At 35.4% G+C, this 15954-nt stretch carries 11 protein-coding genes and 5 tRNA genes; 8 read left to right on the top strand and 8 right to left on the bottom strand.

The features are described from left to right. Positions 1 to 86: 86 nt before the first annotated feature. The 3 genes from BMX24_RS17430 to BMX24_RS17440 form a co-directional block, all read right to left on the bottom strand. The gene (locus BMX24_RS17430) at positions 87 to 1229 is read right to left on the bottom strand and encodes an inorganic phosphate transporter (RefSeq protein ID WP_089795054.1); all 1143 of its coding nucleotides are present in this window, start codon (positions 1227 to 1229) and stop codon (positions 87 to 89) included. Between the two features lie 19 nt (positions 1230 to 1248). Continuing rightward, on the bottom strand, positions 1249 to 1887 hold the full coding sequence (locus BMX24_RS17435; RefSeq protein ID WP_076392175.1) for a DUF47 domain-containing protein: 639 nt from the start codon (positions 1885 to 1887) through the stop codon (positions 1249 to 1251). 152 nt (positions 1888 to 2039) lie between these two features. After that, positions 2040 to 3722, bottom strand: a complete 1683-nt coding sequence (locus tag BMX24_RS17440; protein WP_089795056.1) for a DEAD/DEAH box helicase — start codon at positions 3720 to 3722, stop codon at positions 2040 to 2042. A 262-nt stretch (positions 3723 to 3984) separates the two neighbouring features. Between BMX24_RS17440 and BMX24_RS17450 the strand changes: the two genes are divergently transcribed. From BMX24_RS17450 to BMX24_RS17460, 3 genes are all read left to right on the top strand, one after another. Then, the gene (locus BMX24_RS17450; protein WP_089795060.1) at positions 3985 to 4650 is read left to right on the top strand and encodes a DUF2461 domain-containing protein; all 666 of its coding nucleotides are present in this window, start codon (positions 3985 to 3987) and stop codon (positions 4648 to 4650) included. Positions 4651 to 5007: 357 nt separating this feature from the next. Further along, positions 5008 to 5802 carry an FkbM family methyltransferase gene (locus tag BMX24_RS17455; protein WP_089795062.1) on the top strand — a complete coding sequence of 265 codons (795 nt, stop codon included), beginning with the start codon at positions 5008 to 5010 and terminating at the stop codon, positions 5800 to 5802. Positions 5803 to 5808: 6 nt separating this feature from the next. Beyond that, on the top strand, positions 5809 to 7287 hold the full coding sequence (locus BMX24_RS17460) for a lipopolysaccharide biosynthesis protein (RefSeq protein ID WP_089795064.1): 1479 nt from the start codon (positions 5809 to 5811) through the stop codon (positions 7285 to 7287). Here the strand turns inward: BMX24_RS17460 and BMX24_RS17465 are convergent. The 4 genes from BMX24_RS17465 to BMX24_RS17480 form a co-directional block, all read right to left on the bottom strand. Next, positions 7280 to 8323, bottom strand: coding sequence for a hypothetical protein (locus BMX24_RS17465; protein ID WP_089795066.1), 1044 nt, complete (start codon positions 8321 to 8323; stop codon positions 7280 to 7282). The two genes, BMX24_RS17460 and BMX24_RS17465, sit on opposite strands and share 8 nt — an antisense overlap. Positions 8324 to 8416: 93 nt before the next feature. Further along, entirely contained in the window at positions 8417 to 9271 is an 855-nt protein-coding gene (locus tag BMX24_RS17470; protein ID WP_089795068.1) for a glycosyltransferase family 2 protein, read from the bottom strand. 65 nt (positions 9272 to 9336) lie between these two features. Then, positions 9337 to 10755 (bottom strand): aspartate ammonia-lyase, encoded by a 1419-nt coding sequence (aspA, locus tag BMX24_RS17475; protein ID WP_089795070.1) that lies wholly within the window; start codon positions 10753 to 10755, stop codon positions 9337 to 9339. 97 nt (positions 10756 to 10852) lie between these two features. Then, positions 10853 to 11881 carry an N-acetylmuramoyl-L-alanine amidase gene (locus tag BMX24_RS17480; protein ID WP_089795072.1) on the bottom strand — a complete coding sequence of 343 codons (1029 nt, stop codon included), beginning with the start codon at positions 11879 to 11881 and terminating at the stop codon, positions 10853 to 10855. A gap of 137 nt (positions 11882 to 12018) precedes the next feature. On the opposite strand from BMX24_RS17480, the gene BMX24_RS17485 reads away from it, so the two are divergent. From BMX24_RS17485 to BMX24_RS17495, 3 genes are all read left to right on the top strand, one after another. Continuing rightward, positions 12019 to 12103 (top strand) — tRNA-Ser (locus BMX24_RS17485). Between the two features lie 19 nt (positions 12104 to 12122). Continuing rightward, positions 12123 to 12197: transfer RNA gene (locus BMX24_RS17490), tRNA-Pro, on the top strand. Between the two features lie 52 nt (positions 12198 to 12249). Continuing rightward, positions 12250 to 12323, top strand: a tRNA-Arg gene (locus tag BMX24_RS17495). 789 nt (positions 12324 to 13112) lie between these two features. Here BMX24_RS17495 and BMX24_RS17500 read toward each other — a convergent pair. Further along, positions 13113 to 14033 (bottom strand): hypothetical protein, encoded by a 921-nt coding sequence (locus tag BMX24_RS17500; RefSeq protein ID WP_089795074.1) that lies wholly within the window; start codon positions 14031 to 14033, stop codon positions 13113 to 13115. Positions 14034 to 15581: 1548 nt separating this feature from the next. Between BMX24_RS17500 and BMX24_RS17505 the strand changes: the two genes are divergently transcribed. Together BMX24_RS17505 and BMX24_RS17510 are read left to right on the top strand one after the other, a co-directional pair. Then, a tRNA-Pro gene (locus tag BMX24_RS17505) sits at positions 15582 to 15656 on the top strand. 23 nt (positions 15657 to 15679) lie between these two features. Further along, positions 15680 to 15753: transfer RNA gene (locus BMX24_RS17510), tRNA-Arg, on the top strand. Positions 15754 to 15954 lie beyond the last annotated feature (201 nt).

Below are 15954 nucleotides of genomic sequence, written 5' to 3' on the forward strand. Positions count from 1 at the left end.
CTTAATTTTCAACAATATAGTATCCTTAAAACAAAAAAAACTTTGCCCAATTGAGCAAAGTTTTATATACTATTTTAAATTTCTGTTTACGTTAAAAATGTTACCAAAAGATAAGTCACTCCTGCAACAATTGCTGAAATCGGAATCGTAAGAACCCAAGCCCAAAGTAAGCTTACGGTGATTCCCCATCTTACGGCAGAGATTCTTTTCGTCAAACCAACCCCGATGATAGAACCTGTAATCGTATGTGTTGTAGAAACAGGAATACCAAAGTGATCTGTAATGAATAGAGTAATTGCTCCTGCAGTTTCGGCGCTTACCCCTTCCAGTGAAGTTACTTTCGTGATTTTAGTACCCATTGTTTTGATGATTTTCCAACCACCACTCATGGTTCCCAAACCAATCGCTAAAAACGATACCAAAGGAACCCAAAGATAATGTTCTGCGAAATAATCGAAGCGTCCTGCAGCAGGAATATCCAGATAAATCGGGTCGTGAAGCATTTCAACGTGATAATAAATTAATGCTGCACCGATGATCCCCATTACTTTCTGAGCATCATTCAGACCGTGTCCTAAACTGAACAACGCTGAAGAAACCAGCTGCAATCTTTTGAAAGACTTGTCTGCTTTATGCGGGTTTGATTTTTTATATAGGTGAACAATAATTAATGTAATAATGATCGAAATAATCATCCCTATGATCGGAGCCAGGAAAATGAATAAGAAAATAGGAATTACTTTTTCAAATTTCACAACGCTCTGATGCGTCACCTGATTGAATGCTTCCTTGCAAGTATCCCAGAACCCTAAAGCTGGCTGAGCCGCAGCTACATCGTGATAATCCATCATGAAAGCATGCATAAGAGCCGCTCCCAAAAAACCTCCGATCAACGTGTGGGAAGACGAAGAAGGAATACCAAACCACCATGTTAAAAGATTCCATAAAATGGCAGCGACAAGCCCGGAGAATATTACTTCAAGGGTGATAAAATTTTCATTCACTGTCTTGGCAATCGTGTTACCAATTTTAAATTCTCCAATCACATAAGCCGCTAAAAAGAAAGCCGCGAAGTTCCAAAGTGCTGCCCAAAGTACAGCCTGGAATGGAGTTAAAACTTTTGTAGAAACTATAGTCGCAATTGAGTTGGCTGCATCATGAAAACCATTGATATAGTCGAAGATCAGCGCCAGTGCAATAATAACTATAAGTAAAACCGGAAATTCCATTGTTAATTATAATTATTAATTAAGCGTATTTAATCATGATGTTCTCAATCGTGTTGGCAACATCCTCTGCTTTGTCAGTTACTACTTCAAGATAATTAAGTACAGATGAAACTTTGATGATATTGATAGCGTCGTTGGTTTCGAATAATTCTACCATTGAGTTCGAAAGCAAATCGTCGGCAATATTTTCAATAGAATTTACTTTAATACAAGCTTCTTTTACCTGCTCCATGTTTTTGAAACCTTTCAGGTTTTTCATGGCATTCTGAATTTCAAGACATGCCTTGTGAATCAGTAATGAGAAATCCGAATAAGCCTTCATTTCAGGCGATTTGTATAAGAAAATGTATTTTGTAGAAGCGTAGATATAATCTGCGATATCGTCTAATCCTGTTGCTAACGTGTGGATATCTTCTCTGTCGAAAGGAGTAATGAAGTTTTTCCCCAGTTCTACGAAGATCTCGTGTGTTAATTCATCATTTTTGTGTTCGTAATCGCTCATCTTTTTCAACATAGAATCGTCGTTTAGATCGAAATCTTTGATTCCGTGGTTGAACTCCTCAGACATTGCTACAAGGTTTTCTGTTACTTTCTCGAACAGTACAAAGAAGATTTTATCTTTCGGTTGAAAAGCGTGGAAAATATTACCAATTCCCATTTTTAAGTTTTTATAATTCGTGTGCAAATTTCCTAAAAAAGGATCTTACCTGAAAACATACAACATTAATTTTTGTTAACATTGCCTTAACAGCTGATTATCAAACAAAAAAACCGACTTTTCAGCCGGTTGATTTTATAAGTATAAGAGTTTTAGTTTGCCACTTCGGCTCTCATTTCCTTTCCTTTGAATTTCATCGATCCAATATTACTTAAAACATTGTCTTTGAAAGATTTTTCAACTTCGAAGAAAGAGAATTTCTCTAAGATCTCGATATCTCCGATTTCGGCTCTTTTTTTGCCTTTTCCGGATGTTGCTTTATTGATAATATCTAAAACATCAAGCTTTTTCAATTGATCTTTTTTACCAAGGTTGAAGAAAAATCTTACCATGTTTTCGTTTCTTCTTCTCGGTTTTGCACTACGGTCTCTGTCTCCTCCTCTCTCACGGTCGCGATCTCTTCCTCTGTCACGATCTCTTCTGTCTCTTCTCGGGTCATCATCTCTCGTGCTCAGTTTCTGCTCGATAAGATCATGTCTGTCTTTGTAGTACAGCGCAAGATCTTTCAATTGGAACTGAAGAAGTTTGTGAACCAATTCTTCTTTTGAGAAAGCTGACAAATCAGGAATTAAAGAATCATCAAATTCAAAGAAATCTTCGTGTACTTCGAAAAGACTTTCAAAAACACCGCCAACTTGAGCTTTAATAATTTCTTCTCCCGAAGGAATAATATTTTCAACAATATCAATTTTCGTTGAAAACTTGATTTGCTTTAATTTTCTGCTTTCTTCAGGCTTTATCAATGCCATTGAAATACCGTCTTTTCCTGCTCTACCCGTTCTACCACTTCTGTGAACGAATACTTCAGGATCATCAGGTAAAGAATAATGGATAACGTGAGTCAGAGAGTTTACATCAAGACCTCTCGCTGCAACGTCTGTTGCGACAAGAATATCGATATTCTTCAATCTGAACTTCTTCATTACCGTGTCTCTCTGCGCCTGAGAAAGGTCACCATGAAGGGCATCAGCGGCGTAACCGTTCTGCATCAGATAATCTGCCACCTCCTGAGTTTCCATTCTGGTTCTGCAGAAAATAATCGAATACTGATTCGGGTTTGCGTCGATCAATCGCTTAAGAGCTTCTTTTTTCTGACGGTATCCTACTACGTAATATTCGTGCTTAATATTCTTTTTAACCTCGTTGATAGAACCTACAGAAATTCTGTGCGGTTTTGTCAGATAGTTTTTAGAAATTCTTTCCACCTCTTTATTCATCGTAGCCGAGAACAAGAAAGTCTGTTTTGTTTCAGGAGTTTCACTCAGAATTGTTTCCAATTCGTCTTTGAAGCCCATTGAAAGCATCTCATCAGCTTCGTCTAATACCAGCCAGTGAATCGCTGAAAAATCTAAAGCTTTTCTGTTGATTAAATCAATCACTCTACCCGGAGTTCCCACGATGATCTGTGGTTTATCCTTCAAAGATCTCATTTGTTCCATAATACTGCTTCCACCATAAACTGCAGTAGTTTTGATGTCTTTCATGTATTTAGAATAATTTTTTATGTCTTTAGCAATCTGAAGACATAATTCTCGTGTCGGACAAAGCACCAATAATTGGATTTTGCGACTCGTATCGTCAATCATATCCAAAATCGGAAGCGAAAACGCTGCAGTTTTGCCTGTCCCAGTCTGCGCAAGTGCGATCAAGTCGCGAATATCTGAAAGAATAAAAGGGATAGTCTGTTTTTGGATTTCTGTCGGGCTTTCGTAGCCCAGTTCGCCAATTGCCTTAAGAATGTCAGGACTTAAATTGGTTTCCGTAAATAAATTCATTAAATATTTTAAAATTTTTGCAAAGATACAATTAATATTTGAATTACATTTAAAGTATTATTACGGAAACAATAATTTAACATTCAAAACATGCAATCCTTTTGTAATTTCCGCAGAAAAAACATATTTTTTTTATTTTTAATTTAATAATTGTCCTCATTTTTAAACTTTACTAAGTTTTCATTTCTGATTATGAGATTGGATTGAGTAAAAATTGGGTTGCATGAAACTTTTAATTATTTTTGAATTAAAATAAAAAAATATGCAGGCAATACTTTCTCCAAAAGTTTTCGAGTTTTTAAAGAAATTAACTAAAAATAATAACCGCGAGTGGTTTACAGAAAATAAAAATCTTTATACGGAATCTCAGGAAAATATAGTTTCGTTCCTTGAAGACCTGATCAGAGAAATGTCTGAATTTGATGAAGAACTGGGAAAAATAGACGCTAAAAAATCACTGTTCAGAATCTATCGTGACACAAGATTCTCGAAGGATAAAATTCCTTATAAAACCAATTTTGGCGCGTCTTTGGGAATGGGAAAAGGCAGCCAGAAAGGCGGATATTACCTTCATCTGGAACCCGGAAAATCTTTCATCGCCGGAGGAATCTATATGCCGGAATCTTCCGTCTTAAAAGAAATAAGAAAGGAAATTTCGTTGTATGGAGAAGAATTTCTTGCTATTCTAAACAATAAAGATTTCAAAAAACATTTTCCCGAGCTGGATCAGGATGACAAACTGAAAAAAGTTCCGATGGGTTTTGAAAAAGAAGATCCGATGGGTGAATATCTTAAACTGAAGAATTTCATTGTGGTGTATTCGCTAAAAGACGAGGAAGTTTTAGACAAAAATGCCGTAAAAAACCTGGCAAAAGTTTTCAAGCTGATGAAGCCTTTGAATGATTTTTTGAATGCTCCTTTTTTGTAAGGGAAATCAATAATTAACTTTAAAAATATAATCCTGGAAAGATCTCGACATTCAAATTAAATTGAGTTTAGATCTTTTCAGGATGACAAACTTTGTGGATTCAAACCTAACAGGTTTTGATTCGCAGAACTTTATCCCTAGCCCCGATAGGAACGACATCCTTTTTGGTTCGGGCGGAGCGAAGCGGAGCCCGTAACCAAAAAGATACAGTGGATAGCGGGAAATAGCTCCTAAAAATAAAATGAGCGCAAAAGATTAAATTAATTTAACAACTGATAATCAATCGATTACAAATTAAAAATTTTAACATTAGTTTAACATTTTTGCTTATATTTGCTGTTCGTCAAAAAGCTAACAATGTCCTTATACCGAAGAATTGCAGAAACACTACAATATATCAGTCCGAGTTTTTATAAAAAGAGATATTTTAAGAAATTAAACAACCTTAATAAAGACAACTTTTCGGCTAAAAATGTAGAACCGGAATTGGTCTGGATCAAAGAATATCTGCCTAAAAATGCTGTGATTCTGGATATTGGCGCCAACGTGGGAACGTTTTTATACCAGTTGGAAAACAAGCTGAATCATGAGCACATCTACGGTTTTGAACCCAACCAAAAGCTTTACAGACGACTAAAAAGATTATTTCCAAAAATGAGAATTCTTCCGCTGGCGTTGTCTGACGAGAATACCACTGCGGAATTCAAAGTTCCCGTGATCAACGGAAAAATAATTGCATCGCGAGGAACGCTGAACACGTCCTACAAAGAAAAAGGCGAAGAAATGAGCCATACCGAAAAGGTAAAAGTAATAAAACTCGACGACTGGGCTGCGATAGAACATTTCAAAAGACTGGATTTCATTAAGATAGACGTCGAAGGCAACGAGATGAAAACGTTGTTCGGAGCCAGAAAAGTCATCGAACAATTTGCCCCGACTTTAATGGTCGAAATGGAACAGAGACACCACGAAACCCCGATCTGGAACGAAATTTCGGAAGTGGAATCCTGGGGTTATGAAGCAAAATACCTCAACAGAAACACTTTTGAACTAGAGAAAATAACGGAAGAAATTCTTCTAAAAAACATAAATGACGAAAAAAATAAGCAAGAATACATCAACAATATAATTTTTATCCCTAAAAACCATTAAAACGCCATGAGTGTAGTAGCAAGACAAGGATTCAAATACTCCATTATTGGTTATGTGGGTTTTTTGTTGGGTACCATTTCCGCGATTTTCATTTTCCCGAACGATTTTGAATTTTACGGAAAACTGCGCTACATCCTTCCCAGCGCGGAATTTTTGGTTCCGTTTGTGGTGATGGGAATTTCGTATTCTAATGTGAAATTTTTTCATACTGTGGAGAAAGACGGCAAAGAACAGAATATGCTTTCTTTATCATTGCTTGTGATTTTTGTTAACTTTCTCATTTTTTTGTTAATATTTTTTCTTCTCCCTTATTTTTATCCAAAATTCAGGTATTCAGAGGCATGGAAGGCCAAAGAAATCATTTTACCGATGGTTCTGATTCTTTCATTCTGTGCCATTTTCAATAAATATACTTCCAATTACAAAAGAATAGTTGTCTCTAATATTTTTGACAATCTTTTCCCTAAAATAGCTAATCTTGGGGCTTTTTGCCTGTTTTTCTATTTTGCTTTGTCTCAAAATATTGCCTTTGCATTTTTCTTCGGAATGTTTGCGTTGATGCTTTTCGGATACATTTATTATACCAATACCCTGAAAAAAATAAACCTGGATTTCAGTACAGATTACTTCAAGAAAGATGGCTTCTGGAAGGAGTTTTTTAATTACAGCTTTTTCGGTTTTTTAGGAACTTTTGGAAATTATCTGGCGATCAACAGTTTGATGATCGGGGAATTTATGGGAATGGAGGAAAATGGGATTTATGCTGTTTTATATGCTTTGATTTCTTTAATTTCTATCCCGCAGCTTGGTTTATTCAATGTTTCAGCTCCGATTATCAGTAAAAATCTTGCAGACGGAGACATGGAAGGACTTGATAAATTTCATAAAAAAACATCTTTAACTTTATATTTTCTAGGTGCCGTTTTGTTTTCGTGCATTATGGTAGGATTTCCTTTTTTGACGCAATTTATGCCTAAAAACGGCGTGATGCTGAGAGAATATGAGCCGGTGGTGTGGATTTGGGGATCGGCGGTTTTGGTAGATTTGGCAACGGGATTCAACGGGAATATTATTTCTCTGTCAAAATATTACAAGTTCAATATTGTGGTGATGCTTTTGCTGGCCGGATTAACCATCAGCCTGAATCTTTATTTCATCAAAAATACAGATCTGAAATTGATCGGAATCGCTTTGTCTACGGCGATTTCTTTAACAACTTATAACGTCATTAAAATCATTTTCAATTACGTTATGTTCAAAGTTTCGCCATTAACTATTGAGATGATTTTTGTATCTATTATCTGTACTCTGGCGATTACGGTGGCCATTGTTCTGCCTAATTTCACCAATAATTTCATCAATTTGATTTACAAGCCAGCCGTTGTATTGCTGTTGATTTTTATCGGGAATTATTTCACCAAAGTCTTTCCTATCGAGGATTATCTGAACAAGAATTTTATTAAAAGTATTCTTAAATTTAAATAGAAATCAGGCTGTTTAAAACCTTTTCTAAATTTTCACGAACTGTATTTTTATTGTATTTCAGCTGAAAATCAAAATCTTTGTTTTTAAGCTCTTGAAATTGCTTTAAAATATCTTGCTTTTCGGGAATAATGAAATCTAATTGACAGGGATAATTTTCAGGGAAAACGGCTAATTTTCCGTATTTGATAGCATCCCCTAAATTTCCGGTCATTTTTGATTTTCCATAAATTTCTTTTTGGCTAAAAAACTCAGTTTCAGGTTGGATCGGACACCACAAAACATTAGCTTTACGCATCCAGAAGTCAAAATCTTTTTGTGAAACTCTTTCGGAAAAATACGTAACATCCACATTTGAAGGTAATTGTATAGCTATTTTTTCAAGTTTTTTCAATTCATGATCTTTTGCCTTGCCTAAGAATATGAACTCATACTTTTCGTCGGTTTTAAGGTTTTGTATCATATTAAAAATATGATCATAATCCCTTCTTTTCTGAGAAACCCCACCCGGAATTACCACAACAAAATTCTGATTTTCAGATCTTTCAAAATTTTGAGTATAAAAAATCGGTAAAAATTTGAATCTTTCTGAAGATAATGCTTCATCCAAAACCAAAACATTTTTTGTTTCCTGATAAATCTTTGATGCGTTGAAAAGTCCTTCTTTCCACCATAATTTTAGCCGGTAAATGATATCTGCTTTAAAAATATTTTTAACCAACCTCAACCCTGATGTACGGGTAAAATTAAGATTATGAACAATAACTGCAGTATTGTATTTTTGTGTAATAACCTGAAAAGTATTGAAATAACGATGAAGAGTTCCGATAATCACCAAATCGTAAGCCTTATTTTTCAGCTGATCCAGAATCATCGAACTGTCCGACAGAAAAATATTCTCCCCGTCATTCACCTGATTTCTGATCTTTTCCGAAAGATAAAAATCAACAAAAAACTTCTGCGAATCCTGCATGATATCCATGAAAGACTGGGCAATCTCGGCGTGAGTGTCGATTTCTATGTAGGCTATTTTTTTCAAATTTTTAAGTTTTGGCTAAAGCCGAATTATTGATCTGTTTTTTTTAAACTAAAGCCTGTTCCTATTGAATATTTAAAGCAAAAATAAGTATTATCACATCTTCAACCATTTCTTTTTCAGCATATTCCAACGTTGGTTGTTTATTACTTCCTGCTCTTCTTTTGAGATTTTTAATTCTAATTTTTGAGATCGGCAGTTTTCGTACGATGTAATGATTGTAAAGAAAAACGAAACAGATTTGCTCTTCATGGCTTCTTTGGAAGCAGCGATGTAGGCCAGAAAACGGTTTAATCCCAAAAAATAAAAATATTTCCCATAATATTCTGCCGGTCTTATCGTATAATCTGCGCCTTTTACCTTGATTAATTTTACGTGCAATTCAGGGAGAACAACTTCCTTCCAACCCAGATTTTCAAGCAGAATAGAATCAATATTATCCCAGCCTAATGTTTCCCGTAACCCTCCCATTTGGAGAAAACTTTCCTTTCTATACGCTTTCATCGGGCCCCGGACATGGTGTTTATTAGAGTTTCCTTCGTATACCCAATCTCCATTTTTTTCAATATATAATAGTCCGCCAACCAAACCGTAATTTGAATTGCTTTTAAAAGACTTTTCAAGAATTTCAAGGTAATTTTCGGGTAGAATGATATCTGCATCAAATTTACAAATGATTTCAAACTCATCCATATTCTGCGTATTCAAGCCGTTTTTGAAAGCATTAACAACTTTTGAGCCCGGCTGATGTGCAGATTTTTCAAGATTAATGGTTTCAAAACGCGTATCGTTATCAATATATTTCTTAATAACTTCTGCTGTTTTGTCCGTAGACCCGTCGTTGACAACCACTATTTTAAAATCCTTAAAACTTTGCTGTTGTAAAGAATTGAGAGTAAACGGAAGATTATTTTCCTCGTTATGCGCAGGAATGATGATTAAAAACCTCAAGTTTGAATTATATTAATTAAAATAATCAAGCGATAAACAATAAATACAAAATTATCAATTATCGTTTACCGCTCATCATTTATCTTATTTGTTTGCGGTTTCAGCATGTTTTTAGGATCAAGGATTTCATCTAGTTTTTCCTGAGAAAGAATGCCTTTTTCCAATACCAGATTATACACGCTTTTCCCTGTTTCCAGCGCTTCTTTTGCAATCTGAGTCGATTGTTTGTAGCCGATGTATGGGTTGAGTGCCGTTACAATTCCGATGCTGTGTTTTACCATATTTAAACAAACATCTTTGTTCGCCGTGATTCCTTTAATACATTTTTCGCGAAGCGTATCCAAAGCATTTCCAAGGAAATGAATATTTTCCATGATAGCGTGGGAAAGTACCGGCTCCATTACATTTAACTGTAACTGCCCCGCTTCTGCTGCGAACGTCACCGTAAGATCGTTTCCGAAAACTTTAAAACAAACCTGATTAACCACTTCCGGAATTACAGGATTTACTTTTCCGGGCATAATAGATGATCCCGGCTGCATCGGAGGTAAATTGATTTCGGAAAGTCCCGCTCTCGGCCCTGAAGACAATAATCTTAAATCATTGCAAATTTTCGACAATTTCACGGCAAGGCGCTTCATTGCTGAAGAATAAATGACATAAGACCCTGTATCCGGCGTGGCTTCTACCAAATCCGGTGCGGAAATAACAGGAAAGCCTGTTAATTGTGCCAAATTTTTCGCACAAAGCGTCGCATAGCCCACCGGTGCGTTGATTCCGGTTCCGATTGCTGTTGCGCCCATGTTGACTTCCACAAAAAGATTAGCGTTGTTATTTAATTTAGAAATATCTTCTTCCAACGTTGCTGCAAAGGCTTCAAATTCCTGCCCCAACGTCATCGGAACAGCGTCCTGAAGCTGCGTTCTTCCCATTTTGATCACATCCTGAAACTCCTTCCCTTTCTCCCGGAAAGCATCAACAATTTTTTCCAATTTTTCAACCAATGAGGTATTCATCTGAAGAAGCCCCATTTTAATGGCCGTTGGATAAGCATCGTTTGTAGATTGTGAAAGATTAATATGATCATTTGGCGAACAAAATTCGTATTCCCCTTTATTTTTACCTAATTTTTCTAAAACTCTGTTGGCAATTACCTCATTCGCATTCATATTGATCGAAGTTCCTGCCCCTCCCTGAATCATGTCTACGGGAAACTGCTCGTGAAGCTGTCCGGCGATAATTTCGTCGCAAACTTCTGCAATTTTAAAATATAGATTTTCATCAAGCAGTCCCAGTTCATAATTTGTTTTTGCTGCTGCTTTTTTCACGAAAGCCAACCCTTTGATGAATTCAGGATAAGAAGATAAAAGCTGTCCGGAAATTTTAAAATTGTTGATCGCTCTTTGCGTCTGTACTCCATAATAAGCATTCATCGGAACATCCAATTCGCCCAATAAATCGCTCTCTTTTCTGAAATTTTCCATAATTTACGTTATAAATTAATGTAACAATTTAACCATGTACCAATTTAACAATAAAATTATATATTGCTACACTGCTAGATTTTTATATTGTTACATTCTACTTCACCGGATATTTTTGTATTAAAGCCTGTAATATTGAGAATGTCTCAGCATCCATAATTCCGTCGTAATTCTGCGGACGGAAGTGATACTGGAAGGCTTCTATCGTTTTCTTTGTAGAATCATCCCATTTCCCGCTCAGGTCCAGGGCATAACCGAATTTCTGCAGTTGAGTCTGGACATTGAAAATAAATGAAGGATCGTTGTATTTCAACTGAAAATCGGTAGAAGTTGCCAAATCATAAAAACTTTGTTTAACCGCTTCATCATACCACATCCCAATCTGGTATTCATCGTATAATTTCTTCCATGGAAACATTGGTCCAGGATCCTGTTTTCTTGTAGGAGCAATGTCTGAGTGCGCCAAAACATTCGTCGGCGGAATCTGATATCTTGTAATAATATCTTTTGCCAAAGCTGCTACTTTTTTCACCTGAGCATCATTGAAAGGAACAAAAACCCTTTTCCCTATGGAGTCTGCGGTATAGCCCATATTTACAATTTCAATTCCGATAGATGTGTCGTTAAGATTTTTATCGGCTCTCCAGGCGCTCACTCCGGCGTGGTAAGAACGTTTGTTTTCATCAACCAGCTGATAGATTTCATTATCCCCAGTGTTGTTTACCAGATAGTGCGCGCTTACCGCCTGCTGCGTAAGAACAGTGATGGATTTATCATCCGGAAGCGCCGTATAATGCAAAATCAGATATTTTTGTCTGAAATTCTGCGCAATAGCAGGAAAATACGTTTTCACTACCTTGTATCCGGCCGGTTTTGCAGAAACGATAGAACCATAACTTACCGTATTGTCATTTTTTGTAGGATCTGCAATATTGGTGGTAAAAAATTCTACGCCGTGATCGTTGGTAATTTGTGGTTTTGGCTTCTCTGTAGTTGTTGTTTTCACTGCAGTTTTTGGCTTCACCACAGGGGTTCTCGGGATATATTGTCTTTTTTTAGAATTTTGCTGTGATGTACACGAAAAAACCAAAGCACTTAATCCGATGATATATAATGTTTTACGCATTTGCCTATTTTTTTAATCATTTATTAGCTCAAAAATACACAAATTTTTCTTGAAAAATATTTGGTAAATAAAGAAATCTGTTCTATATTTGCACTCGCAATAAAGGAACAACGATCATTAAAAAACGAAGATAAACAGGAGGGTTGCCGGAGTGGTTAACGGAGCAGTTTGCTAAACTGTCGACGCGAAAGTGTCGCAAGGGTTCGAATCCCTTACCCTCCGCTTTCTTATATATCTTTTTCGGGGCGTAGCGTAGTCCGGTCATCGCGCCTGGTTTGGGACCAGGAGGTCGCAGGTTCGAATCCTGCCGCCCCGACTTTAAAGCTTTTTATTTTTATAATAACTAAGCGAGAATCAAAACTTTTTTAGGGTGCGTAGCTCAGCTGGATAGAGCATCTGCCTTCTAAGCAGACGGTCAAAGGTTCGAATCCTTTCGCGCTCACTTAATGACACCATTATGACAATTTAGGCCAAATGGTGTCATTTTATTTATAAATACTTGTAATTCAGCCTATTTAAAGTATTTTTCACTCTTTTACCTTGTTTTCTAAAGCAAAAATTTTTTCCTAAAAACCCAATATTTTATCTTTTTTAGACGATTTTTCGATTAAAGCTCCTTATTATTGCCACGAATTAAATAGTTCACAAACTCTTGCGATACATCCACATACCGTTCTTTTACATGATTAAACCTTCTTGCACCATTCCTTCTTCTGCGAATCGGAAATATTCTGTAACCAATATTCCATCTTTGAAGTGAGTAATAATACTTCGATGCCCTTCTCTCCCCCAGTGAATTCCCCAATCACGATTTTTCATATATGTATTGAGATAATCAGGTTTAACCAATAAACTATAAATACCTGACTTCACACTCTCACCTTCCCATTATGTCGTATACAACATAATGGGAATAATGTTGGCAATTTAGTTTATGTTGACTAATACCTGAAAATATTCTTGAAGGTCATTTAAATAATTTCATCACAACATTTTTATCCATTTGCATATTTTTTGCTTTTAGTATGTGAGGGTATCTGCAAAAAAGTTTAGGTCATGTTTAATTATATATAAGGATTCTTGCACCATAAAAATCCATCAGGAAGCACCTTTATATTGGGAAAGGATTAATTTTTTCAAACCTCTATTAGATAAGTAATACACAGCAAAGTCGTTGCAGACTGTGGAGAATCCATAAACATTCATGACATTAATCATCCGTATTATCCATTTATGGATTATAGTCTGAAACTCTAATAATATGCATATTCAGTAGTCCCGTATTTCCAATTGCTAATTCTTCTGTTGAGATCCAATAACCACTGGTATTTATTTCAGGTACAAATTCTACTACATTATCCTGTTTTACAATGATATTACCTACTGCAATTCCACTTAATCTGAACAGACCCGAACCTTGTCTAACCCCATTATAATCAACATTATGAGTGATATTGGTTGTATAAGCAGATGTAGGGGACGCTAAAAAATTCGGAATAAGCTGATAGGTAACCTGGCTTCCTAATCTATCCGTAAGCGCTGGATCGTTGGCTCCGTCTCCGGTAACATCTCTTTTATAAACAAAAGAGAACTGAAGGGTTACATTATAAATACCAGATTTCAGGAAACGGATCCCCCTGTTGTTGTCAGCTGTTCTCACAGCTATGTATGAAGTTGAATTAAATGGAATTTCAGTACCATTAACAAAACGAAGGCTTGATACTTGGCCGGAATTATAGTCGGTTGCACCACTTCCTCCGGAATAGGCAGAGATCGACATTGTCGAATTTCTATATGTTGTGGAAAATAAAGAGCTTGGGGAAATGACCTGATTTACATTGCGCCATTTGTCTTCAGCTGAATAATAATAGTACAGACCCGATTCTGTAATTAAGCTTGTTCTAGGTATGGGGGAGGTGGGAACAGATGTTGCAAATACAAACATCCCATTTTGTCCTGCTCCTACGGTCATTTGTTGTATTTCATCTCCGGTTAGTTTAGGAAATATTATTCCTTGGGCAGTAGTAGGTTTTGATGCTATATAGGCAACATCCAACGATCCTTGAGGAACTGCTGTGTTTATACCTATCTGTGCTGAAATTTCAGTTAAACCTATCACTAAAATTAACATGCTGATGACCTTTTTTTTCATATTCTAGTTATTATAATTGTTCTTAAAATTTGGTAAAAATGATACCAGTTACAGCAACGGCAAATGTTGCTGCGTGAGCAGTTGAAAGTCATTATTGAAAAATTAACAAGCTTCAAAAAAAATTATTCTTAAAAAAATAAATACCTTGCCCTCAATAAGATCAGACTCTTTTTAAGTTATATTACCATTATTGTTGCTCAGGCTTTGCATCTATTATATCTACGAGGAACAGTTCAATAAACACAAAACCTACAAGCAACAAGACAATAAATTTTTTTTCAACAAAGTTGTTTCAATCTATTCAAAAGTATTGATTAATAATTTTTTCTAAGAATTCAGCTTGTACGAAAATTACTACATATGCGTACTAAAACCACTACACACTTTGTCTAAAAAAATAAGACAAATTGTATTGGATCTTGACTCTAAGTTTTACAAATTTTAAAGAGATAACTCAAATTAATCTTGAAGAAGAAAATTTACAAGGGAATAATACCTATTATAATAAATAAAGAAATAGTAATAATTAGTTATGGCCTAACATTTAAATATTTTAATACACTGTTTTATTTATTGCTGAGATTATCACCATTCAACCATAAATATTATTACTATGATTATAAGTGAAGATCTATTAATAGCAAATGGAGCGATGCCCGAAAGCTATTTGGCTCATGAAGTAATTTTCAAGGAAGGAACTATGCCCGGTCTTACTTTCAGATTGTAAAAAGAACTGTTGCACTAAATAATTATTAGCGTCCAAATCTGGGAAAGGAGGTTTCTTCGGCTGTTGTGGGTGTAAATGAAATTTAACAGGTTCGTTTCATCAACTTCTATTTTTCTTTTGAGATATATAAATTTAAATTAGAGTAGATATTTTGCTTTGATTATTGTTTCAATCTGGTTCATTTTCTTTCATTTCAACATTATTGTAGAATATTAAGCACGATTTTTATTGTCCATTTTTTGTCTTATTCCATTTAAGAAAGTCATTACATTGCTTTCATTCAATCTATCAATTTACTGTTCGAATCAGGTTCACTAAGAGCTATAGCAGCGGTCTTTCTTTTAATCCTGATATTGGCTTGCTGAAGTAGCGCATCGGTCATTGTCAGATAGGCAGATGTAAAACGATGAAGAACCCATGGTTAGGGTTCTTCATCGTACACCAGCTTCTTCAAGTCGTGCAGAAAGTGATTCGAAAATTGTACCGACAGGGTCACAAAGAACTCATAACTTTTGTTGTGAGATTTTTGGTTTTATATTATTTCACTAATTGTTTTTAAAAATCTTTATTTAAATATATCTTCCTATTTATAGAATATATTTCCACTGGTTTTATATAAATAAATGATTAAAAGAGAAAAAATTTTATTCACTGTTAAGATAAGATAACTTAATGATTACTAACCTTGTAAAATTCAAGAAAAACAAACTTAAGAATTTTCAAAATAATTATTTGATGTTTTATTTTCATAATTAAAAAAAACTCTATATATTTGCACCCACAAAAAACAAGGTAATATACGTTGTTTAGATGACCTTAATCGGGGCGTAGCGTAGTCCGGTCATCGCGCCTGGTTTGGGACCAGGAGGTCGCAGGTTCGAATCCTGCCGCCCCGACTTATTAATCGAAAAAACTTTTAGGGTGCGTAGCTCAGCTGGATAGAGCATCTGCCTTCTAAGCAGACGGTCAAAGGTTCGAATCCTTTCGCGCTCACTTATTGAAAATCAAGTCTTTACAGTAATGTAGAGACTTTTTTATTTTGCTCAGGTCAGGTTTAGGGTCAGGTATTTTAGTTAACAGTAGTAAAAAGAATCTAAAATTATCTAATAAAAATTAAACTCTCCTACCCTTTCTACAAACACATCGAGCAAAATTTACTTTTATAAAAAATCTTTAAAATTCCAAAATTAGTTT

Source organism: Chryseobacterium wanjuense, from assembly GCF_900111495.1.
Lineage (GTDB): Bacteria > Bacteroidota > Bacteroidia > Flavobacteriales > Weeksellaceae > Chryseobacterium > Chryseobacterium wanjuense.